This window comes from Streptomyces dryopteridis, assembly GCF_049606955.1.
GTDB lineage: Bacteria > Actinomycetota > Actinomycetes > Streptomycetales > Streptomycetaceae > Streptomyces.
This window is the reverse complement of record NZ_CP187113.1, coordinates 3,792,501-3,815,073: the sequence shown is the minus strand read 5'-3', so window position 1 is coordinate 3,815,073 and position 22,573 is coordinate 3,792,501. Positions and strand designations below refer to the sequence as shown.

At 72.6% G+C, this 22,573-nt stretch carries 18 protein-coding genes and 2 rRNA genes (1 of these 20 running past the window's edge); 9 read left to right on the top strand and 11 right to left on the bottom strand.

Annotated elements, in window-relative coordinates:
* Positions 1-412: 412 nt before the first annotated feature.
* On the bottom strand, positions 413-1,081 hold the full coding sequence (locus ACN20G_RS16280; protein WP_424213509.1) for an HAD family hydrolase: 669 nt from the start codon (positions 1,079-1,081) through the stop codon (positions 413-415).
* Positions 1,078-1,578 (bottom strand): DUF6912 family protein, encoded by a 501-nt coding sequence (locus ACN20G_RS16275; protein WP_424213508.1) that lies wholly within the window; start codon positions 1,576-1,578, stop codon positions 1,078-1,080. Before ACN20G_RS16275 ends, ACN20G_RS16280 begins: the two co-directional genes overlap by 4 nt.
* Before the next feature lie 190 nt (positions 1,579-1,768).
* Here ACN20G_RS16275 and ACN20G_RS16270 point away from each other — a divergent pair, with 190 nt between their 5' ends.
* The gene (locus ACN20G_RS16270; RefSeq protein ID WP_424213507.1) at positions 1,769-2,191 is read left to right on the top strand and encodes an Rv3235 family protein; all 423 of its coding nucleotides are present in this window, start codon (positions 1,769-1,771) and stop codon (positions 2,189-2,191) included.
* Between the two features lie 101 nt (positions 2,192-2,292).
* Here the strand turns inward: ACN20G_RS16270 and secA are convergent, their stop codons facing one another.
* Positions 2,293-5,073, bottom strand: a complete 2,781-nt coding sequence (secA, locus tag ACN20G_RS16265; protein ID WP_424213506.1) for a preprotein translocase subunit SecA — start codon at positions 5,071-5,073, stop codon at positions 2,293-2,295.
* Between the two features lie 227 nt (positions 5,074-5,300).
* On the opposite strand from secA, the gene ACN20G_RS16260 reads away from it, so the two are divergent.
* The 3 genes from ACN20G_RS16260 (at position 5,301) to ACN20G_RS16250 (ending at position 7,817) form a co-directional block, all read left to right on the top strand.
* Positions 5,301-5,918 (top strand): GNAT family N-acetyltransferase, encoded by a 618-nt coding sequence (locus tag ACN20G_RS16260; RefSeq protein WP_424213505.1) that lies wholly within the window; start codon positions 5,301-5,303, stop codon positions 5,916-5,918.
* Between the two features lie 61 nt (positions 5,919-5,979).
* Positions 5,980-6,576 (top strand): GNAT family N-acetyltransferase, encoded by a 597-nt coding sequence (locus tag ACN20G_RS16255; protein WP_424213504.1) that lies wholly within the window; start codon positions 5,980-5,982, stop codon positions 6,574-6,576.
* Between the two features lie 56 nt (positions 6,577-6,632).
* Positions 6,633-7,817, top strand: coding sequence for a winged helix-turn-helix domain-containing protein (locus ACN20G_RS16250; RefSeq protein ID WP_424213503.1), 1,185 nt, complete (start codon positions 6,633-6,635; stop codon positions 7,815-7,817).
* Positions 7,818-7,827: 10 nt separating this feature from the next.
* Here the strand turns inward: ACN20G_RS16250 and ACN20G_RS16245 are convergent, their stop codons facing one another.
* The 6 genes from ACN20G_RS16245 to mtrA form a co-directional block, all read right to left on the bottom strand.
* Positions 7,828-8,532 carry a response regulator gene (locus ACN20G_RS16245; RefSeq protein ID WP_424213502.1) on the bottom strand — a complete coding sequence of 235 codons (705 nt, stop codon included), beginning with the start codon at positions 8,530-8,532 and terminating at the stop codon, positions 7,828-7,830.
* Between the two features lie 236 nt (positions 8,533-8,768).
* Positions 8,769-9,464 carry a ribosome hibernation-promoting factor, HPF/YfiA family gene (hpf, locus tag ACN20G_RS16240; RefSeq protein ID WP_424213501.1) on the bottom strand — a complete coding sequence of 232 codons (696 nt, stop codon included), beginning with the start codon at positions 9,462-9,464 and terminating at the stop codon, positions 8,769-8,771.
* 389 nt (positions 9,465-9,853) lie between these two features.
* On the bottom strand, positions 9,854-10,537 hold the full coding sequence (locus tag ACN20G_RS16235) for a ComF family protein (protein ID WP_424213500.1): 684 nt from the start codon (positions 10,535-10,537) through the stop codon (positions 9,854-9,856).
* Positions 10,538-10,804: 267 nt separating this feature from the next.
* Positions 10,805-12,688, bottom strand: a complete 1,884-nt coding sequence (locus tag ACN20G_RS16230) for an LpqB family beta-propeller domain-containing protein (protein ID WP_424213499.1) — start codon at positions 12,686-12,688, stop codon at positions 10,805-10,807.
* A complete protein-coding gene (mtrB, locus tag ACN20G_RS16225) occupies positions 12,678-14,585 on the bottom strand; it encodes an MtrAB system histidine kinase MtrB (RefSeq protein ID WP_424213498.1) in 1,908 nt (635 codons plus the stop codon). Before mtrB ends, ACN20G_RS16230 begins: the two co-directional genes overlap by 11 nt.
* A 115-nt stretch (positions 14,586-14,700) precedes the next feature.
* Positions 14,701-15,390, bottom strand: coding sequence for a two-component system response regulator MtrA (gene mtrA / locus ACN20G_RS16220; RefSeq protein ID WP_424213497.1), 690 nt, complete (start codon positions 15,388-15,390; stop codon positions 14,701-14,703).
* A 301-nt stretch (positions 15,391-15,691) separates the two neighbouring features.
* Here mtrA and ACN20G_RS16215 point away from each other — a divergent pair, with 301 nt between their 5' ends.
* Genes ACN20G_RS16215 through ACN20G_RS16195 form a run of 5 tightly spaced genes read left to right on the top strand, consistent with a single transcriptional unit; the run spans position 15,692 to position 21,237 of the window.
* Positions 15,692-16,966: a hypothetical protein gene (locus ACN20G_RS16215; RefSeq protein WP_424213496.1), complete on the top strand. Its 1,275-nt coding sequence runs from the start codon at positions 15,692-15,694 to the stop codon at positions 16,964-16,966.
* The gene (locus tag ACN20G_RS16210; protein ID WP_424213495.1) at positions 16,963-17,682 is read left to right on the top strand and encodes a DUF4129 domain-containing protein; all 720 of its coding nucleotides are present in this window, start codon (positions 16,963-16,965) and stop codon (positions 17,680-17,682) included. Before ACN20G_RS16215 ends, ACN20G_RS16210 begins: the two co-directional genes overlap by 4 nt.
* Positions 17,679-18,926: a DUF4350 domain-containing protein gene (locus ACN20G_RS16205; protein WP_424213494.1), complete on the top strand. Its 1,248-nt coding sequence runs from the start codon at positions 17,679-17,681 to the stop codon at positions 18,924-18,926. The genes ACN20G_RS16210 and ACN20G_RS16205 overlap by 4 nt, the downstream gene beginning before the upstream one ends.
* Positions 18,923-19,927 carry an AAA family ATPase gene (locus tag ACN20G_RS16200; RefSeq protein ID WP_424213493.1) on the top strand — a complete coding sequence of 335 codons (1,005 nt, stop codon included), beginning with the start codon at positions 18,923-18,925 and terminating at the stop codon, positions 19,925-19,927. Before ACN20G_RS16205 ends, ACN20G_RS16200 begins: the two co-directional genes overlap by 4 nt.
* Positions 19,927-21,237 (top strand): DUF58 domain-containing protein, encoded by a 1,311-nt coding sequence (locus ACN20G_RS16195; RefSeq protein ID WP_424213492.1) that lies wholly within the window; start codon positions 19,927-19,929, stop codon positions 21,235-21,237. Before ACN20G_RS16200 ends, ACN20G_RS16195 begins: the two co-directional genes overlap by 1 nt.
* A gap of 119 nt (positions 21,238-21,356) precedes the next feature.
* On the opposite strand, the gene rrf is transcribed toward ACN20G_RS16195, so the two are convergent.
* Together rrf and ACN20G_RS16185 are read right to left on the bottom strand one after the other, a co-directional pair.
* Positions 21,357-21,473: ribosomal RNA gene (gene rrf / locus ACN20G_RS16190) — 5S ribosomal RNA — on the bottom strand.
* A gap of 75 nt (positions 21,474-21,548) precedes the next feature.
* A 23S ribosomal RNA gene (locus tag ACN20G_RS16185) occupies positions 21,549-22,573 on the bottom strand; it runs 2,093 nt beyond the window's last position.

Sequence of the window (22,573 nt, the reverse complement as noted above, 5' to 3'; positions counted from 1 at the left end):
CGTCGGGATGGACCACCGGAACGGAAGAGGCCGGTTCCGGCCACGCGTCACGATGGGGGAAACCGGCGCCGGCCCGGGCACGCGGGGCGTGCGCCGGGCGGGGTCCGGGGGCCACAGCGCCCCCGCGGACTATCGCGCTGATCACGGTTCCCAGGCTATCGCGCCCGCACCCCGACCCGTCATGAGCCGGATGTGTACAAATAAGGGGCCGGAACTTTGACGTTCTGGACAGCCCCGGGGCGCATACCTCGTGAGAGGGACGCCACCCCGCCGCAAAAGCACCGCCCACCCCGCCCGCACCACCCGTCACGGGGATGCGGAAGGGACGGGCGGGCACGCGCGGGGCACGAGGGGCGCCCGCCGGCCGGCTCGCACCCCGGCGCGCGGATTCCGCTTCGCGCCGCCCGTCGGCTCAGAACACCGAGCGGGCCAGCGAGACCGCCTCGGCGAGGGTGTCCACCACCGGGACGCCGGCCGATTCCAGACTGCGCCGGCTGTGCGAACCGCCGGTGTACAGCACCGCCCGGGCACCCACGTGCGCGGCGGCCTCGGCGTCGTCGACGGCGTCCCCGATGAGCACCGTACGCTCGGCCCGCACCCCCGTCCCCAGCAGCTCCCGCAAGTGACGTACCAGGTGCGCGGACTTGCCCGTGTGCGAGGGACCGATCCGGCCGTCCACCCGCAGGAACCGCGGCTCGATGCCGTGCGAGCGCACCAAGGGCACCAGTTGCTCGTGCGGCGCCAGCGACAGCAGCGACTGCGTGCGCCCCGACTCCTGCCAGTCCGTGAGCAGCTCGGCCGCGCCCTCGGTCAGCCCCGCGCCGTCGGCGGCGGCCCAGTAGTGCCGGTGGAAGGTGCCGTCCATCAGCTCCCACTCGGCGTCCGTGGGCATCCGGCCCATCAGCGCCTCGTAGAACCTCGGCACCGGCACCCGGTACAGCTCGCGGTAGCGCTCCAGGGTGATCGGGGCGAAGCCCAGCTCGGCGAAGGAGGCGTTGGTGGCCTCGATCACCGCGTCGATGTCGTGGAGCAGGGTCCCGTTCCAGTCCCACACCAGGTGCGGGCTCCGCTCCCCGCTCACGCGAGCAGCCCCGGGATCTCCTGCACGCCGAACCAGAGCAGCTCGTGCTCGTCGGCCGCGTCCACCACGCCGAGCGCGGCCCCGTCGCCCGCGTCGGCCGCGAGCACGGCCTTCGCGGCGGCGGCCACGTCCGGCCCGGCCTCCTCGGCGTCGGCGTGCACGGCGCCCGCCTTCGCCAGCCGCACCACGCCCGCCACCGTCACGCGGCCCAGCGCGGCCTCGTCCGAGCCGACCTCGGCCCGCACCGCCACGTCCGGCACGTCGGCCGCGAGGACCACGCGCCGCGCGGGCGCGCCGGGGTCGGCGGCGAGCAGCCGCAGGGAGGCCGTGGCGGCCCGCCCCAGGGCCGCGTACTCCAGCTCCTCCACGTCCTCGGAGCCGAACCACTCGCGCAGCGCGGGGGTGACGGCATAGGCGCGCAACGGCGCCGGACCCACCTCGCCGGCCTGCGCGGCGGCGGCGAGCCCGGGAAGGGTGAGAGGGACGTAAACGCGCATGACCGGCCGCTTTCCGTAGTCGGGAACGGATTCAGGATACGACCGGCGCCGCGCGCCCATCCCCCGGATAGGTGACGCGGGCCCCCGCGCGCCCTCGCCGCCCCGTCCCCTTGCCCGCCGGCCGGCCCGCCGCGTACGCCCCTACCGACAGGTAACCGACCCGACGCGCCCCACCCGAAACGGACCCGACGTGCTCCTCGCCCACCCCACCCACCCCACCCGTCGCGCCCCGCGACCGCTCCGCGTCCCCCGCCCCCGACGCGCCCCCGTCCCGCGCCGCCGCACCCCCCTGCCCCCGCACCACTGGTACGCCCTGCGGATCCTCGACGTGCTCGCCGGGGACCTGCCGCTGCCCGCCCTGCTCGGCCACCTCGGCCCCGAACCCTGGGACCGCCTCGCCGCCCTCGCCCCGCCCGGCCCCCTCCCCGCCGACGCGCCCCGCCCCCGGCTGCGGCACTGCGCCGCCCGGCCCGCCGGCGCCCGCTCCGTCGAGGCATGGGCCCTGGCCGAGCTCGGCCCCCGCGTCCACGCCCTCGCCTACCGCCTCGACCCCGACCCCGGGGGCCGGCTCCGCCTCACCGCCCTCGACCTGCCCGGCCCCCTCCTGCCCTGAGCCCCGCACACGCCCCCGCCCCGCACACGCCGACGGGGCCGGTGCCCCCCGCTCGCGCGGAAGGACACCGACCCCGTCGGACCCCGGGGGAAGACCCCGGGCTACTTCTTGCGGCGCCGGCCGCCCGCCGCCTTCTGCGCCTTGCGACGCTCGGCGCGGGTCATGCCGTCCGCGACCGGGATGCCGCCGGTGGAGTCGAAGTCGCCCTCGACGACCCCGCCCTCGGCGCTGGGCGCGGAGAAGTGCAGCCGGTCCGGGCGCTGCGGCGCCTCCAGGCCCTTGGCCCGGATCTCGGGACGCGGCGCGTCCTGCGGGGCCGCGTCGGCCGCCACCGGAACCTCCTCGACCTGCTGCTCCACCTGGACCTCCAGGTTGAACAGGTAGCCGACGGACTCCTCCTTGATGCCCTCCATCATGGCGTTGAACATGTCGAAGCCCTCGCGCTGGTACTCGACCAGCGGGTCCTTCTGGGCCATCGCGCGCAGGCCGATGCCCTCCTGGAGGTAGTCCATCTCGTACAGGTGCTCGCGCCACTTGCGGTCCAGCACGGACAGCACCACGCGCCGCTCCAGCTCGCGCATGATCTCCGAGCCGAGCTGCTTCTCGCGGGCGTCGTACTGCTCCAGGATGTCGTCCTTGACGGACTCGGCGATGAACTCCGCCGTGATCCCGGCCCGGTCCCCGGCCGCGTCCTCCAGCTCGTCGATGGTGGCCTTCACCGGGTAGAGCTGCTTGAACGCGCCCCACAGCCGGTCCAGGTCCCAGTCCTCGGCGAAGCCCTCGACCGTCTCGGCCGCGATGTAGGCGTCGATGGTGTCCTGCATGAAGAACCGCACCTGCTCGTGCAGGTCCTCGCCCTCCAGCACCCGGCGCCGCTCGCCGTAGATGACCTCACGCTGGCTGTTGAGGACCTCGTCGTACTTCAGGACGTTCTTGCGGGTCTCGAAGTTCTGCGTCTCGACCTGCGACTGCGCCGACGCGATGGCCCGCGTGACCATCTTGTTCTCGATCGGCACGTCGTCGGGCACGTTCGCCATCGCCATGACCCGCTCGACCATCTGCGCCTTGAACAGGCGCATCAGGTCGTCGCCCAGCGACAGGTAGAACCGGGACTCGCCCGGGTCGCCCTGACGGCCGGAACGACCGCGCAGCTGGTTGTCGATCCGGCGCGACTCGTGCCGCTCGGTGCCCAGCACGTACAGCCCGCCGAGCTCCTTGACCTCCTCGAACTCCGCCTTCACCGCCGCCTCGGCCCGGGCCAGCGCCTCGGGAAGGGCGTGCGCCCACTCCTCGATGTGCTCCTCCGGGTCCAGGCCGCGCTGGCGCAGCTCGGCCTCGGCCAGGTCGTCGGGGTTGCCGCCCAGCTTGATGTCGGTACCGCGACCGGCCATGTTCGTGGCCACGGTCACGGCCCCGCGACGACCGGCCTGCGCCACGATCGACGCCTCCCGCTCGTGGTGCTTGGCGTTGAGGACCTCGTGCTGCACGCCGCGCTTGCTGAGCTGCTGCGAGAGGTACTCGGACTTCTCGACCGAGGTGGTGCCGACCAGGATCGGCTGCCCCTTCTCGTGCTTCTCCGCGATGTCGTCGACGACGGCCGCGAACTTCGCGACCTCCGTGCGGTAGATCAGGTCCGGCTGGTCCTTGCGCTGCATGTCCCGGTTGGTGGGGATCGGGACCACGCCGAGCTTGTAGATCTGGTGGAACTCGGCCGCCTCGGTCATGGCCGTACCGGTCATGCCCGACAGGGTGGAGTACAGGCGGAAGAAGTTCTGGAGGGTGATCGTGGCGAGGGTCTGGTTCTCGTCCTTGATGTCCACCCCCTCCTTCGCCTCGATCGCCTGGTGCATGCCCTCGTTGTAGCGACGGCCGGCCAGGATGCGGCCGGTGTGCTCGTCGACGATCATGACCTCGCCGTCCATGACGACGTAGTCCTTGTCCTTCTTGAACAGTTCCTTCGCCTTGATGGCGTTGTTCAAGTAGCCGACGAGGGGGGTGTTCACCGACTCGTAGAGGTTGTCGATGCCCAGCCAGTCCTCCACCTTGGCCACACCGGCCTCGTGGATGCCGACGGTCCGCTTCTTCTCGTCGACCTCGTAGTCCCCGGTCTCCTCGATGCCCTTGAGCGGCACCGCCGGCTCGCCCTTGGTGAGGCGGGTCACGAGCTTGGCGAAGTCCCCGTACCACTTGGTGGCCTGGTCGGCCGGGCCGGAGATGATCAGCGGGGTGCGGGCCTCGTCGATCAGGATCGAGTCGACCTCGTCGACCACGGCGAAGTTGTGCCCGCGCTGCACGAGCTCCTCGCGCGACCAGGCCATGTTGTCGCGGAGGTAGTCGAAGCCGAACTCGTTGTTCGTGCCGTACGTGATGTCGCACGCGTACTGCTCGCGGCGCTGCGCCGGCGTCATGTTCGCCAGGATGCAGCCCACGTTCAGGCCGAGGAACTTGTGCACCCGGCCCATCAGCTCGGAGTCGCGCTCGGCCAGGTAGTCGTTCACCGTGATCAGGTGGACGCCCTTGCCGGACAGCGCGTTCAGGTACGCGGGCAGCGTACCGACGAGGGTCTTGCCCTCACCGGTCTTCATCTCGGCCACGTACCCGAGGTGCAGGGCCGCGCCGCCCATGATCTGGACGTCGTAGTGGCGCTGGCCGAGCACCCGCTTGGCCGCCTCGCGGACGGTCGCGAAAGCCTCGGGCATCAGGTCGTCGAGGGACTCGCCGTCCTGGAACCGCTGCTTGTACTCGTCCGTGAGCGCCCGCAACTCGGCGTCGGAGAGGTTGACGAAATCCTCTTCGATGGAGTTGACCTGGTCCGCGATGCGGTGCAGTTTGCGCAGGATCTTGCCTTCGCCTGCACGCATGAGCTTGTTGAAGACGGACACCGAGGTTTGTCTCCTTGCCGGTCGGGCCTGGCACTGGTTCGTACACGGGCACGGCAGGGGTACCTACCGCAACGGCCATCGTAAGCGAGAGGGCCGCCCCGTCGGGAGGTCCGCCGTGACGGCCGACCCCGTCGACGCCCACCCGGTGAACGTGCGAAACGGCCCGAAGGTGCCGCCCGCCCCCAAAACCGCTCGCCCTCACCCGCGCCCGACGCCACAATCCCGTCATGCCCCCGACACCCACACCGCCCGCCGTGCCCACCGTGCCCGTGCTGCGCACCGAGCGCCTCGTCCTCACCGCCGTCCGTCCCGACGGCGACGACACCGACACCGTGTACGCCGCCTGCCAGGACCCCGAGATCCAGCGCTGGACCGTGATCCCCTCGCCGTACACCCGCGCCGACGCCGTCCACTTCACCGACACCCTCGCCGCCGAGGGCCGCCGCACCGGCAAGGACCTCGTCTTCGCCTTCCGCGCCACCGAGGACGGCCCCCTCCTCGGCTGCGTCGCCGTCCACCGCCGCGAGCACCCGCTGACCGCCGAGGTCGGCTTCTGGGCCACCCCCGCCGCCCGCGGCCGGGGACTGACCGTCGAGGCCCTGACCGCGCTGGCCCGCTGGGCCTTCGCCGAGCTCGGCCTGGCCCGCCTCGAATGGCGCGCCTACCTCGGCAACGACGCCTCGCGGGCCGTGGCCGAACGCGTCGGCTTCCGCGTCGAGGGCGTCCAGCGCGCCGCCCTGGTACAGCGCGGCGAACTGCGCGACTGCCTCGTCGGCGGCCTCCTCGCCGAGGACCTCGGCCTGCCCATGCCGGCCCCGCACGCCCCCGCGCCGGCCCGCCCCTGAACGCCCGCGCCCGGCCGTCGATCATGGGCGCAGCACCGATCACCACCGAGAGAACGAGCCCATGACGACGCACACCCCCGTCCCCGCCGCCCCCGTCCTCACCACCGAGCGCCTCACCCTGCGCCCCCTGCTCCCCACCGACGTGGACGAGCTGCACGCGGCGCTCCAGGACCCCGGGATCCAGCGCTGGATCGACGTGCCCGTGCCCTACCCGCGCTCGGCCGCCGAGGAGTGGGCCCTGAACTCCTCACCGGCCGGCTGGGCCGACGGCAGCGAGTGGAACGTCACGATCCGCCGCACCGAGGACGGCGTCCTCGTCGGCGCCATCGGCGTCTCCCGGCACAGCGAGTTCCGTCACGAGGTCGGCTACTGGACCGTCGCCGGCCACCGCGGGCAAGGCCACATGCGCGCCGCCCTGGACGCCGTGGCCCGCTGGGCCTTCACCGAGGGCGGCGTGGTCCGCCTCATCTGGCGCGCCGACGTGGACAACACCGGCTCCCGGATCCTGGCCGAGAAGGTCGGCTTCCGCCTCGAAGGCGTCCGGCGCGCCGGCATGGAGCACCGCGGCGTGCTGCGCGACTGCCACGCCGCCGCCCTGCTCCCCGAGGACCTCGGCCTGCCCTCCCGCCTGCCCCGGGACACCACCCCCAAGAGCTGACGCTCCCCGCCGGCGGGACCCCCGTCCTGTCGGCGGCCGGCCGTACGCTGCCCCCCATGAGCCTGCCGCAGCCCGCACCCGTCCTCTCCCTCACCGCCGACGAGGCCCGCAGGATCGCCCTGCGCGCCCAGGGCCTGCTCGGCGCCCCCGACCGCCGGGCCGGGGTGCGGGGGCTGCTGCGCCGGCTCGGCGCGGTGCAGCTCGACACCATCTCGGTGCTGGCCCGCTCCCACGAGCTGATCCCCTACGCCCGTCTGGGCGCCGTCGGTCGGGACGCGGTGGAGCGGGCCTACTGGAGCGGCGGGCACGCCTTCGAGTACTGGTCGCACGCCGCGTGCGTGCTGCCGATCGAGGAGTGGCCGCACTTCGCGTTCCGCCGCCGCGCCTTCCGGGACCGCGGCCACCGCTGGCACCTGCTGACCGACAAGGAGGCGGCGACCAAGGCGGTCCTGGAGCGGCTGCGGGCCGAGGGGCCGCTGACCGCGAGCGAACTGGGCGGGGCGAAGAGCGGCGGCGAGTGGTTCGAGTGGTCCCAGACCAAGATCGCCGTCGAGTGGCTCCTCGACATCGGCGAGGTGGTCTGCACCGAGCGCCGGGGCTGGAAGCGCGTGTACGACCTGCCCGAGCGCGCCGTCCCCGAGGACCTCTTCCACGACGAGCTCGACGACGCCGAGTGCCTGCGCCGGCTGGTCGACCTCTCGGGCCGCGCCCTGGGCGTGGGCACCCTCGCGGATCTGGCCGATTGTCATCGTTTGAAGAAGGAGCAGGTCACCTCGGTGCTCGCCGACACCGAGCTGGTGCCCGTCACCGTGGAGGGCTGGGGCAAGCCGGCCTGGGCGCACCCCGAGGCCCTGGCGGAGGTGCCGCGCGGCCGGCACCGCACCACCCTGCTGTCCCCGTTCGACTCCCTGATCTGGGACCGGGCCCGCACCGCGCGGATCTTCGACTTCGAGCACCGGCTGGAGGCGTACGTGCCGGCGCCCAAGCGGGTGCACGGCTACTTCACGATGCCGCTGCTGTCCGGCGGGCGGCTGCTGGGCCGGGTGGACCCGGGCCGCGAGGGCCGGGTGCTGGTCGCCAAGCGGCTCTCCCTGACCACCCCTTCGGCGGCCGGGGCGATGGCCCGGGCGCTGTGGGAGGCGGCGTCCTGGGTGGGCTGCGAGGAGGTGCGCGTGGACCGCGCGAGCGGCCCGGCCGAGGCGGCGGCCGTCACGGCGGCCTTGGCGGAGACGGCCGGCTGAGCGGCCCGGTTCAGCGGATCTCGAGGATCTTCTCGCGCATCGCGTAGACCACGGCCTCCATGCGCGAGTGGAGCTGGAGCTTCTCCAGGATGTTGCGCACGTGGTTCTTGACCGTGTTCTCGGAGATGAACAACTCCTTGGCGATGTCACGGTTGTTCATGCCGGTGGCCACCAGCTTGAGCACCTCCAGCTCCCGGTCGGTCAGCCGGGGCGCGGGCAGCAGCCGGCGCTCGTCGGTGCGCTGGATCATCGACTTGAACTCGGTGAGCAGCTTGGAGGCCATGGACGGGCTGATCTGGGACTGCCCGTCGGCGACGGCGCGGATGGCGGTGGCGACCTCGTCGGTGGAGATCTCCTTGAGCAGGTACCCGGTGGCGCCGGCCTTGATGGCGTCGTAGAGGTCGGCCTCCTCGTCGCTGATGGTCAGCATGATGATCTTCGCGGAGGGGGCCACCTCCTTGATGGAGGTGCATGCCTCGATGCCGCCCCGCCGCGGCATCCGCACGTCCATCAGGATGATGTCGGGGAGCAGGTCGGCGGCCTTGTCCACGGCCTCGGCCCCGTCCCCGGCCTCGCCGACGACCTGGATGTCCTCCTCCTGCGCGAGGACGATCTCCAGGCCGCGCCGGAACAGCGCGTGGTCGTCGACGACGAGCACCCGGATCGGCTCCTCGCGCCGACCCTCGCGGTCGTCCCCGTCGAAACGCTCCGCCATCGTTCCTCCCCCATCGAGGCCCAGGCCCGATTCGTCCACAGAAGTGCCAACCGTGCCGTTGCGGGGGCCGGTTGACTGCCCGCCATGATTCCATGCCGGAACCGCGCCCCGGGGGGTCGACGGCTCATACCTGCCCTTACGAGTGGCGCCGATCCGGCCGATACGGGCGCCCCCGGGGACACGTGCCGTGTCCCCGGGGGCGGAAGTGAATCGAGTGAGTGGTGTTGACCCTGAGGTCAGCCGGCGAGGGAGCCGCCCGCGCCGCCCAGCGGGGCGTCGGCGGTGGAGGCGCCGTCGGAGTCCACGTGGATCACGCCGTAGTCGTAGGCGTGCCGGCGGTAGACCACGCTGGGCTGCTTCGTCTCGGAGTCGACGAACAGGTAGAAGTCGTGACCCACGAGTTCCATCTCGTACAGGGCCTGGTCCAGCGACATCGGCGCGGCCACGTGGGTCTTCTCGCGCACGATCAGCGGACCCTCGCCCACGATCTCCAGCGACCCGATCCGGGTCGTGGGGATCGCGTCCTCCTTCTCGTCCGCGACGAGCCGGCCGTTGCCGTCGAACTGCGCGGCGTCCGACACCACGTCGCCGACCTCGGCGGCCGAGAGCCGGCCCGCGCCGCGGCGGGTGTGGCGCTTGTCGTGCTGCTTGCGCAGCCGGGCTTCGAGCTTGTCCTGGGCCAGGTCGAGCGCCGCGTAGGCGTCCGGGGCGGACGCCTCGGCACGGATCACCGGGCCACGCGAGCGGAGGGTGATCTCGACACGGTCGGAACGGTCGGCCTGACGCGGGTTGTGCTCCTTGGACACCTCGACGTCCAGGCTGATCACCTTGGCGTCGAGCTTCTGGATCCTCTCCAGGTTCAGCTTCTCGGCCACGTGCTTGCGGAACCGCTCGGGCACCTCGGTCTTGCGGCCCTTGACGACGATGTCCACGCAGAACTCCGTTCCCGGAGAGCCTCGCCGTCGTTGGCGAAGCGTCTCCCCTTTCGCACCAGACCCCGGTGAGCACCGGAGTCTCGGACTTGGCGACTTTCACCACTCCTCCCCCGTCGGGGGGATCTCACTCCCCCGACTTCGGAGCAGAGGGACGACTCCTGCCCGCAGGACTCCACACCGTGTCCCGGCCGTGGTACCGACGAGCTCGCCAGTCCTCACAACCGAACATATCCCTATCGCCCGGTTGCCGGCACCCGAAAACGGAACACATCTGCGATCAGATGACGTGTACCTCTTACTACCTGCAACGTTGCGCTTTCACCGGTAGTTCCACTTCTGTTCTCTTCTTCGCGGATCTTTTCCGGCCCGTTTCGGTCGGGCCCGTCTCAGGAGCGTGTCCGCCCGCGTCCGTACCCACCCGAGGCGACGACCACGGCGGCGCGCACGGGAACGCGCACCGCCCGGACCGCCTCGGCGAGGGTCGCGCCCGTCGTGCTCAGATCGTCCACCAGCACGACCTCCCCCGCCACCGGCAGCGCCCGCCCGGCACCCCGCCGAGGCTCCAGCGCCCCCGCCAGGTTGGCCCGACGCCCGGCCGCCCCCAGACCCACCTGGTCCGCCACCCCCCGCCGCTGCCGCAACAGCCCCGGCACGGCCCGCGCCGGCACCCCCGCGGCCCGCAGCCGACCGGCCGCGACCACCGCCACCCGGGCCACCGGATCGTGCCCCCGGGCCCGCGTACCGGCCCGCGAGGAGGGCACGGGCACCAGCGCGACCTCCCGCCCCGGCCCCACCCCCGCCGCCCGCGCCAGATCGGCCACCACCGCGCCCAACACCCGCGCCAGCCCCAGCGCCCCGCGCTCCTTGTGCGCGAGCAGCACCTGCCGCACCGGCTCCCCGTACCCCGACGAGGCCCACACCGGCACCCCGCGCACGCTCCCCACCCGCGCCGGCGCCCCGCCCCGCACGAGGGCCTCGCACCCCGCGCACAGCACACCGCCGGCCCGCCCGCAGCCCACGCACACCCCGGGCAGCACCAACCCGCCCACCTCACGCCACCAGCCCCGCACCACCCCAGCCTGACAGGCGCGACACCGCCCCGACAGCCCTGTGGAAAACTCCTTCAAGACCCCCTGGAACCGACCGTCCCGGCGGTCAACCCCACGCCGACGCGAACCGGGGCACCCATTGCCCCCAACGAGTGAATCCGGACCCGAAATCCCCGGCCCCATAAACATGCGCCGTTCAACAATTCACGGGAAAAGCCCAACACACCCGACCGCGGGGGTCACGCGGCCTCGGAGCCCGAATACCCGAAAGGCGCCCCCTCCGCCCCGCTACCCCGGATAAACCGGCGCCCGGCCCCCCGCGTCCACCATCCGCCACTGCGCGCCCGGCGGCAGCCACACGATGCCGTCCTCCTCCAGGAACGCCACCACCGGCTGCTTCTCGTCCTCGCTCGCCGCCACCGCCAACAACCCGCTCGCACCCGGCAGACTGCCGGTCGCCGGAGACCCGTCGCCCTGCATGTACCGCGCCTGCACCACCCCGCCGCTCTCCCGACCCACCACCAGCAGCCGGCCACGCGGCGCCCAGCTCATCGCCGTCACGTCCGCCATCTGCGGTGCCGCCGGCCGCAGTTCGCGCACCGACACCCCCAACGCCGGCCGCGGCGTGCCCGCGGGACCCGACGGCGAGGAGCTCACCGCCCCGACGGGCTGCTCGATCCGCCCGATGAACAGGTTCTTCCGGTTCCCCTTCACCACCAGCAGCGCCACCCGCACCCCGTCGTAGGACACCCGCACCGACTCGATGACCCCGCCGTCCAGACCGGCGACCTCCACCTTGCTCGCCTGCCCGCTGCCCTGCGGGATCCGCCACAACGCCGGCGCCGCCGGGTCCTGATCGGCCACCCACACGTCCCCGTCCGCGTCCCAGCTCGGCGCCGACAGCTGCCCGGTCTTCGAGGTCACCAACGCCGGCGGCGGGGGCCCGGACCCGGTCAACGGCGCCACGTGCAGGGTCCGCCCGTCCTCCGACACCACGGCCGCGCGCCGCTCGTCATAGGACACCGCCGCCGAACGGGACTTGAACCCGCTCGCCGACAACGGCCCCTGCACCGGCTCCACATCGCTCTCGGTGTCCTCGCCGTCGGCCCGCAACCGCATCCGCACCAGCCGGTGGTCCTTGTCCACGTAGTACGGCGACGAGGGCGCCACGGCCGGCACCCGATGCGTCAACGACGCCGCCGTCACCTCGTCGATCGCGCACAGCGAGGACTTCCCGTCCTCCCGCAACAACTCCACCTTCGCGAACCGCGTGGCCGTCACGTCCCGCGCCGTGTACAGCACCTGCGCCGCCATCTTCTGGCACTGCGGGTACCCCACGTTCGCGGCCTTGCGCCCCAACGGCACCCGCAGCGTGTTCTGCCCGTCGTAGGAGAGGCTGCGCGTGTTCTCCGGCAACACCGTGCCCGTCGGGAACGCCGTGGTCACCACCGGCCCCAGCCACGTCGACGGCCCGGCCAACAACGAGGCCACCGCCTGCGTCATCGGGTCCATCCGCGAATCCGGATCACTGCGCTGCCGCACGTACACCGGATCCGCCACCAACGTCCCGTTCGGCGCGAAGTAGTACTTGTTCACCGACCGGTAGATCCGCTGGAAGTCCGGCTCGCTCAGCACCAGCCCGTTGGGCAGGCTGTCGATCCGCCACTGGTCGTCCACCTTCACCAGGTGCAGGAACTCCTCGTAGCCCGCCCCGCCGATGTCCGGCCGGTACGCGCTGCGATCGTCCACGCTCGCCAACCGCCGCCCGTGGATCCGGTACCGCTCGCCGGCGTCCCGGTCCTTCTCCCCGGTGTGCGCGGGCGAACGGTCCACCCCCGCCGACAGCACCGTGATCCCGGCCTGCGGACGCCACTTCTCGGCCGCGCCCTTCGTCAGGTACTTCCGCGCGGTCGCGAGTTCGGGATCGTCACTGGTCATCGCCTCCAGGAACCCGTCGACGATGTCCTGCGGCCCCGCGTTCTCCGGCGGCGGCGCCCCGAACACCCGCACCTGCGAGTCCACGCCCTGCGGCGCGTCCACCGCCCGGATGTCCCCGTGATCGGGCATCGACCCGCACGAGGTCACGGTCGTCAGCAGGGCCAACCCGCCCCCGACCGCCGCCACGACCCGCCGCAGCCGGCGCCGACCCGCCCCGTTCCCGTCACCGGGCATCGCCGTCACCGTCCCTCTCCGTCGCGGTCGCGTCCTGCGCACCGGGCCGGGACACGACCCGCGCCCCGCCCTGCCCCCCGGGCACGGCCGCGGGATCCACCCCGCTCACCCCACCCGCACCGGCCGCGCCGATCACCCCGGTCACGGCGCCGGTCCGGGCCTGCGCCCGCTCCTCCGCCGCCCGCGCGACCCGCGCCGCCGCCTCCGCCTTGGCCCGCTCCCGGTTGCCCCGCGAGTCCTCCGGCTCCAGCGGGATCGGCGACCCGCGCAAGGGCTCGTCCGCCGTGCGCGGCAGCGTCAACCGGAACTGCGAACCGCCGCCGGCCTCGCCCCACGCCTGGAGCCACCCGCCGTGCAGGCGCGCGTCCTCCACCGCGATCGACAGGCCCAGCCCCGTGCCCCCGGTCGTGCGCGCCCGCGCCGGATCGGCCCGCCAGAACCGGTTGAAGACCCGGGCCGCCTCGCCCGGCTTGAGCCCGACCCCGTAGTCCCGGACCGCCACCGCGACCGCGCCGCCCGCCGAGGCCAGCCGCACCACCACGTCCCGGCCCTCGCCGTGCTCCACCGCGTTGACCACGAGGTTGCGCAGCACCCGCTCCACCCGCCGCCCGTCGGCCTCGGCGACCACCGGCTGCGCGTCGCCCAGCACCCGGATCCGGGTGCCCTTGCGCTCCGCGAGCGGCTCCGCCGCGTCCACGACCCGCCGCACCACGTCCCGCAGGTCCACCGGCTCGGCCTCCAGGGCCGCCGCGCCCGCGTCGAACCGGCTGATCTCCAGCAGATCCGCCAGCAGCGACTCGAACCGGTCGATCTGCCCGACCAACAACTCCGCCGACCGCGCCGTGACCGGGTCGAAGTCCTCCTTGGCGTCGTGGATCACGTCCGCCGCCATCCGCACCGTGGTCAGCGGCGTGCGCAGCTCGTGCGAGACGTCCGAGACGAACCGCCGCTGCATCCGCGACAGCTCCTCCAACTGCTGGATCTTGTTCTGGAGGTTCTGCGCCATCTTGTTGAAGGCTTCGCCCAGACGCGCGATGTCGTCCTCGCCCGTGACCTTCATCCGCTCCTGCAACCGGCCCGCCGACAACCGCTCCGCGATCCCCGCCGCCATCCGCACCGGCGTGACCACCTGCCGCACCACCAGCCACGCGATCGCCCCGAGCAGCACCACCACGAACAACCCGGCCGTGGCCAGCGTCGTGCGCACCAACCGCAGCGACTCCTCCTCCTGCGTCAGCGGGAACAGGTAGTACAGGTGGTACGGGTCCCCGTTCACGTCCGTCAGCCGCTTGCCGATGATCACGGCCGGCTTCCCGGAGCTGTCGGGGGTGGTGTAGCGGATCGACCCGAAGGTCAGGAACGGCTCGGTCCGCCCGTCCACGGCCTGCCGCAGCGCCGCCGGGATCGAATCGGTGGGGTTCACGTCACCCGAGGCCCGCGCCCCGCGCACGCCGGACCGTATCTCGCCGCCCACGACCACACCCGGCCCGGTGGTCCCGGGACCGGCGCCCAGCGCGACCACCTCGAACGCGGTCTGCCCGCCGCTCGCGAGCTGCTTGACCAGCGCGCTCATCCACGTGCTCGCGTCCCGCCCGGCCTTGGTGTCGGCCGCCGCCGCGTCCGGACCGTCCACGACGGCCGGCGCGTTCGCCTTCTCCTGGGCCACGGCGAACCCGCCCGCGGCCTGGCTCTGCGCGGACTTCTCCTTCGCGGCCAGCAACCCGTTGCTGACTTGCCCGTCCACGACGAACCCCAGCAACAGCACCACGGCCAACGACATCAACAACGTGCCGGCGACCACCCGCAACTGCAGGTTGCGCCGCCACAGCCGGACCGCCGGCAGCAACGGCCGGCGCGTCAGCCGCAGCGCGAGCCGCACCGCCCGCCCTCCGGGCATGCGTCGCCGACCCCGCGACCGGGACCCCGCGCCGGCACCCCGCCCGGCACCGTCGGCCCCCGCCCCCCGGTCCCGGCCGGAACCGGACGCGGGGGACGCCGTGCCGTCGGGCACCTCAGCTCGGTCCGGCCTTGTAGCCGACACCGCGCACCGTCACGACGATCTCGGGGCGCTCGGGGTCCCTCTCGACCTTCGAGCGCAACCGCTGCACGTGCACGTTGACCAGCCGCGTGTCCGCCGCGTGCCGGTACCCCCACACCTGCTCCAGCAGCACCTCACGGGTGAACACCTGCCAGGGCTTGCGAGCGAGGGCGACCAGCAGGTCGAACTCCAGCGGCGTCAGCGCGATCGCCACGCCCTCCCGCTTCACGGAGTGCCCCGCCACGTCGATGACCAGGTCACCGATGCCGAGCTGCTCCGGTGCGGGCTCCTCGGAGCGCCGCAGTCGCGCACGAATCCGTGCCACCAACTCCTTCGGTTTGAACGGCTTCACGATGTAGTCGTCGGCGCCGGACTCCAGCCCGACCACCACGTCCACCGTGTCGCTCTTGGCCGTGAGCATCACGATCGGCACGCCGGACTCGGCGCGGATGAGCCGGCAGACCTCTATGCCGTCCCGTCCGGGCAGCATGAGATCCAGCAGCACCAGATCAGGCTTGGCCTCACGGAAGGCTGCCAATGCCTTGTCGCCGTCCGCGACGAACGACGGCTCGAAACCTTCTCCACGCAGCACAATGCCGAGCATCTCGGCCAGCGCGGTGTCGTCGTCGACGACAAGGACGCGTCCCTTCATGGTTGACATCATCCCATTAGCCAATCGTTACCCGACGGTGAGCTGTCCCACAGGAGCCGGCCGAAAATCGACCATCGTCCCGGGCGGGGCGCACCCCGTGACCCCACCACGGCTGCACACCGTGATCCGTCGGCCCAGTCTGCCCCGAAACCGACCTCCCCCACCCCGCCGCCCACCACACCCCCGAATGCCCGGATCACGCCGCCCACCAGCCCGGAAATGGGGGGAAAGTCCGGGTCACAGACCCGGGCCCGCGTGGCACGATGGCTGTGGACCAGCGCCTTTCCGAACGCCACGCCCCCAAGGAGCGACGATGAACGACACCCCGGGCACCCCTCCGCCCGGAGCCTCCCCGTCCGACGAGGAGCGGAACGGCGCCCCCGGAACGAGCGAACCCACCTCCCTGAGCAAGGGCGCCCCCGCCCCCAACCCCGGCTGGGCCACCGAACAGCCGCCCCCCGGCTCCTGGGACCAGGGCACCCCGCAACAGCAGCCCCAACAGCCCCAGGGCACCCCCCACCCCCCGCAGGGACCCACCGGACCGCCCCAGCCCCCCACCCAGTGGGGCCACCAGTGGGCCGGCCCCCAGCAGCCCGGACCCCCCGGACACCCGGGCGCCTACCCGCCCCAGTACCGCCCCCCGGCCGCCAAGCCCGGCGTCATCCCGCTGCGCCCCCTCGGCCTCGGCGAGATCCTCGACGGCGCGATCACCACCATGCGCAAGCACTGGCGCTCGATACTGCCGATCACCGTGGTCGTCGCCACCGTGATCAGCGCCGTCATGCTGGTCATCAGCCGGCTGAACCCCGCCCCCACCCTCGACCCCGAGACCGGCCTCGGACCGGGCGAATTCGGCGACTCCCTCGGCACCAGCCTGCTCGGCGGCTCGGTCAACTACCTGGTCCAGTTCGCCGGCACCGCCGTCGTCGCGGCCGTCATCACGATGGTCTACAGCAAGGCCATCCTGGGCCGGAAGTCCACCCTCGGCGGCGCCTGGCGCGACGCCCGCCCCCGCTTCCTCGCCCTCCTCGGCCTCACCGGCCTGCTCTTCCTCGGCGCGATCCTCGTCATCTCCGTGCTGATGCTCCCCGGCCTCCTCCTGGAGAACGTCCCGCTCGCCGTCGTGGGCCTCCTGCTCTCACTCGGCCTGTGCGTGTGGCTCGGCGTCCTCTTCAGCCTCGCGCCCTCCGCGCTCATGCTGGAACACGCCACCATCCGGGGCGCCCTCGGCCGCTCCCGCAAGCTCGTCACCGGCTCCTGGTGGCGGATCCTCGGCATCAACCTCCTCGGCTCCGTCATCGCCGGACTCATCGCGGTCGTCGTCGCGATCCCCGTCACGATCATCGGCATCACCCTGTCCTTCGACGGCCTCGACTCCCTCGCCAACGGCTCGGCCATGACGAGCTGGCCCATGCTCATCGCGGTCGCCATCGGCAACCTGGTCTCCCTGACCATCTCCCTGCCCTTCACCGGCGGCATCAACGTCCTGCTCTACGTCGACCAGCGCATCCGCCGCGAGGCCCTCGACCTCGAACTCGCCCGCGCCGCCGGCGTCCAGAACTACGGCGCCGGGGGCCCGCTGACGTGATCGGCCCGGGGGGAACCACCGCACCACCACTCGACACCCGCACCACCGCCGACGCCGTCCTCGCCGCCGCCCCGCCCCCCACACCCGTGACGGGCGAGGCCGGCCGCGAGGCCGCCCGCCGCGAGCTCCTCGACCCGATCTACCACCAGGACGACCCGAGCCTCCTCGAACGCGCCTGGCGCAAACTCGGCGAATGGCTCGACGAGCTCTTCTCCGGCGCCGCCTCCGTCACCCCCGGCGGCACCGTCGGCGTGATCGTCGCCCTCGCCCTCCTCGTCCTCGCCGTCGCCCTCCTGTGGTGGCGCCTGGGCCGCCCCCACGCCCCGGGCACCCACCGCCCCGGCGAGGTCTTCGACGACACCACCCGCACCGCCGCCGACCACCGCGCCGACGCCGACGCCCACGCCACCGCCGGCCGCTGGAACGAGGCCGTCCAAGAACGCATGCGCGGCCTCGTGCGCGCCCTCGAAGAACGCGTCCTCCTCGCCCCCCGCCCCGGCCGCACCGCCGACGAGGCCGCCGCCGAAGCCGCCGTCCCCCTCCCCGGGCACGCCGCCGAGCTCCGCGCCGCCGCCCGCCTCTTCGACGAGGTCACCTACGGCGGCCGCACCGCCGACCGCGCCGCCCACGACCGCCTGCACACCCTCGACACGGCCCTCACCCGCACCACCCCCACCCACCCACAGACCACACCCACCCCCGGGGGCCACCCGTGACCACCACCACCCCGGCCCCCGACACCACCCCCACCACCTCCGCCGCCGGCCGCCCCACCGACCTCTGGCACCGCGCCCGACCCTTCCTCCTCGTCACCGCGCTGCTCCTCGTCGCCGGCACCGTCCTCGCCCTCCTCGGCAACCGCTCCGTCCAGGGCCCCCTCGACCCCCGCTCCCCCTCCAAGGCCGGCAGCCGCGCCGTCGCCGAACTCCTCGCCGACCGCGGCACCACCACCGACCTGGTCACCACCACCGCCGACGCCCACCGCGCCCTCGGCGAGAACACCACCCTCCTCGTCGCCTTCCCGCGGTTCCTCCCCGCCGACCGGGCCCGCGAACTGCGCGCCGCCGCCGACCGCACCGGCACCCGCCTCGTCGTCATCGGCGCCGACACCCGCCTCACCCGAGCCCTCACCGGCCGCACCCTCGACACCGAGGACCCCACCGAGGACCCCGAGACCGAGAAGACCCTCGCCCCCGGCTGCACCCTCCCCGCCGCCCGGACCGCCGGCCGGGCCCGCCTCGGCACCGGCCCCGGCTACCCCCCGGTCACCGACCGCGGCGCCACCCCCTGCTACCGCACCGGCGACACCGCCGCCCTCCTCGCCCTGCCCCGCGCCGGCGACCCCACCGCCACCGTCCTCGTCGACACCGGCGCCTTCCTCCGCAACGACACCCTCGCCGACGACGGCAACGCCGCCCTCGCCCTCAACCTCCTCGGCACCCGCCCCCACCTCGCCTGGTACATCCCCTCCCTCACCGACGCCGGCGACCCCGCGACCACCGGCGAACAGCGCGACCTGGTCGACCTGATCCCCGCCGGCTGGGGCTGGGCCCTCCTGCAACTCGCCGTCGCCGCCCTCCTCACCGCCCTGTGGCGGGGCCGCCGCCACGGCCGCCTCGTCCACGAACCCCTGCCCGTCGTCGTCCCCGCCGCCGAGACCACCGAGGGCCGCGCCCGCCTGTACCGCAGGACCGACGCCCGCGGCCACGCCGCCGACGTCCTGCGCACCGCCGCCCGCGAACGCCTCGCCCGCCTCCTCGGCGTCCCCGCCGTCCGCGCCCACGACCCGGCACACCTGCTGCCCGCGCTCACCGCCCGGACCGCGGCCCACGCCCCGACGGGCCCCGACCGACCCGACCCGACGGCCCTGCTCTTCGGCCCCGCCCCGGCGGACGACGCGGCACTCGTCGCCCTCGCCGACCACCTCGACACCCTCGAAAGAGAGGTCCGCTCCTCATGACGTCCCCGACCCCGGCCCCCTACCCGGCCCCCGCCGACGCCTTCGGCCAGGACCCGGCCCGCGCGGCCCTGGAGGCGATCCGCGCCGAGATCGCCAAGGCCGTGGTCGGGCAGGACGCCGCCGTCACCGGACTCGTCGTCGGCCTGCTGTGCCGGGGCCACGTCCTGCTGGAGGGCGTCCCCGGCGTCGCCAAGACCCTCCTGGTCCGCGCCCTCGCCGCCAGCCTCGATCTCGACACCAAGCGCGTCCAGTTCACCCCGGACCTGATGCCCGCCGACGTCACGGGCTCCCTCGTCTACGACACCCACGCCGCCGGCTTCTCCTTCCAGCCCGGCCCCGTGTTCACGAACCTGCTGCTCGCCGACGAGATCAACCGCACCCCGCCCAAGACCCAGTCCTCCCTCCTGGAGGCCATGGAGGAACGGCAGGTCACCGTCGACGGCACCCCCCGCGAACTCCCCGACCCCTTCCTCGTCGCCGCGACCCAGAACCCCGTCGAGTACGAGGGCACCTACCCGCTGCCCGAGGCCCAGCTCGACCGCTTCCTCCTCAAGCTGACGGTGCCGCTCCCGGCCCGCGAGGACGAGATCGCCGTGCTCCGCCGGCACGCCGCCGGCTTCGACCCGCGCGACCTGCGGGCCGCCGGCGTCACCCGCGTCGCCTCCGCAGCCGACCTGGCCGCGGCCCGCACGGCCGTGGCCCGCACCACCGTCTCCCCCGAGATCGCCGGCTACGTCGTGGACATCTGCCGCGCCACCCGCGAATCCCCCTCCCTCGCCCTGGGCGCCTCCCCCCGCGGCGCCACCGCCCTGCTGTCCACCGCCAGGGCCTGGGCCTGGCTCAGCGGCCGCGACTACGTCACCCCCGACGACGTGAAGGCCCTCGCCCTGCCCACCCTGCGGCACCGGCTGCGGCTGCGCCCGGAGGCCGAGATGGAGGAGGGCGTCACGGCGGACTCGGTGCTGACGGCGATCCTGGCCCACGTGCCCGTGCCCCGCTGATGGCGTTCACCGGACGCGCCGCGCTCCTCGCGGCCCTCGGCACCCTGCCCGTCGGCCTCCTCGAACCGAGCTGGACGGCCATCCTCGCCGTCAACGGCCCCCTCGCGCTGGCCTGCGCGGCGGACTGCGCGCTGGCCGCGCCGATCCGCACCCTGCGCCTGACCCGCTCCGGCGACACCTCGGTGCGCCTGGGCGAACCCGCCGAGGTGCACCTGACGGTGGAGAACCCGAGCGGCCGGCCGCTGCGCGCCAGGATCCGCGACGCCTGGCCGCCGAGCAGCCATCCCGCCGGCACCGAACCCGCCGACTCCCGCACCGACCTGCGGATTCCGCCGGGCGAACGCCGACGTCTCACGACCCGTCTGCGCCCCACCCGGCGCGGCGACCGCCGCGCGGACCGGGTCACGATCCGCTCCTACGGCCCCCTGGGCCTGTTCGCCCGCCAAGGCGCCCACACCGTCCCGTGGACGGTCCGGGTGCTGCCCGCGTTCGCGAGCCGCAAGCACCTGCCGTCCCGACTGGCGCGGCTGCGGGAACTCGACGGCCGCACGAGCCTGCTGACGCGGGGCGAAGGCACCGAGTTCGACAGCCTCCGCGACTACGTGCCGGGCGACGACACCCGTTCGATCGACTGGCGGGCCACGGCCCGGCAGCAACGCCCCGCGGTCCGCACCTGGCGTCCGGAACGCGACCGGCACGTGCTGATCTGTCTGGACACCGGCCGCACCTCGGCCGGCCGGATCGGCGACGCCCCGAAACTGGACACGACGATGGACGCGGCCCTGCTGCTGGCCGCCCTCGCGGTCCGCGCCGGCGACCGCGTGGACCTGCTGGCCCACGACCGGGTCACCCGCGCTCAGGTCCGAGGCCGCGCGGCCCGCGAGGTGCTGCCCTCGTTCGTGACGGCCATGGCCCCCTTGGAACCGGAGCTGGTGGAGAGCGATCACCACGGCATGGTGTCGACGATCCTGCGCACGACCTCGCGCAGGTCCCTGGTGGTGCTGCTGACGGGCCTGGACGGCCCGGCCGTCGAGGAGGGCCTGCTGCCCGTGCTCCCGCGGCTCACGGAGCGCCACACGGTCGTGGTGGCCGCCGTCGCCGACCCGCGGGTCGAGGAGATGCGCCGGGCCCGGGGCAGTGTCGACGCGGTGTACGACGCGGCCTCGGCGACGGCCACGCAGATCCAACGCCGCCGCACCGCCGAACTCCTCGGCCGGCTCGGCGTCACCGTCGTCGACACCACCCCGGAGGACCTGGCCCCGGCCCTGGCCGACACCTACCTGTCCCTGAAGGCCGCCGGCCGCCTCTGACGACCGAACGGGGCCCCTCCAGGACAACAAAAAAAGGGGCCCCGAAGGGCCCCTGATCACGGGTCACGAAACGCGGAAAAGCCCCGCACCATAAGGTGCGGGGCTCCCCCACAATAATTGTTCGGCGGCGTCCTACTCTCCCACAGGGTCCCCCCTGCAGTACCATCGGCGCTGAAAGGCTTAGCTTCCGGGTTCGGAATGTAACCGGGCGTTTCCCTAACGCTATGACCACCGAAACACTATGAAATTTGAACTCAACCGGCAAACGGGAGTTCGTTATTTCAGAACTAACACAGTGGACGCGAGCAACTGAGGACAAGCCCTCGGCCTATTAGTACCAGTCAGCTTCACCCGTTACCGGGCTTCCACATCTGGCCTATCAACCCAGTCGTCTACTGGGAGCCTTACCCTCTCAAGGAGGTGGGAATACTCATCTCGAAGCAGGCTTCCCGCTTAGATGCTTTCAGCGGTTATCCCTCCCGAACGTAGCCAACCAGCCATGCCCTTGGCAGGACAACTGGCACACCAGAGGTTCGTCCGTCCCGGTCCTCTCGTACTAGGGACAGCCCTTCTCAATATTCCTACGCGCACAGCGGATAGGGACCGAACTGTCTCACGACGTTCTAAACCCAGCTCGCGTACCGCTTTAATGGGCGAACAGCCCAACCCTTGGGACCGACTCCAGCCCCAGGATGCGACGAGCCGACATCGAGGTGCCAAACCATCCCGTCGATATGGACTCTTGGGGAAGATCAGCCTGTTATCCCCGGGGTACCTTTTATCCGTTGAGCGACGGCGCTTCCACAAGCCACCGCCGGATCACTAGTCCCGACTTTCGTCCCTGCTCGACCCGTCGGTCTCACAGTCAAGCTCCCTTGTGCACTTACACTCAACACCTGATTGCCAACCAGGCTGAGGGAACCTTTGGGCGCCTCCGTTACTCTTTGGGAGGCAACCGCCCCAGTTAAACTACCCATCAGACACTGTCCCTGATCCGGATCACGGACCGAGGTTAGACATCCAGCACGACCAGAGTGGTATTTCAACGACGACTCCACAACCACTGGCGTGGCCGCTTCACAGTCTCCCACCTATCCTACACAAGCCGAACCGAACACCAATATCAAACTGTAGTAAAGGTCCCGGGGTCTTTCCGTCCTGCTGCGCGAAACGAGCATCTTTACTCGTAGTGCAATTTCACCGGGCCTATGGTTGAGACAGTCGAGAAGTCGTTACGCCATTCGTGCAGGTCGGAACTTACCCGACAAGGAATTTCGCTACCTTAGGATGGTTATAGTTACCACCGCCGTTTACTGGCGCTTAAGTTCTCAGCTTC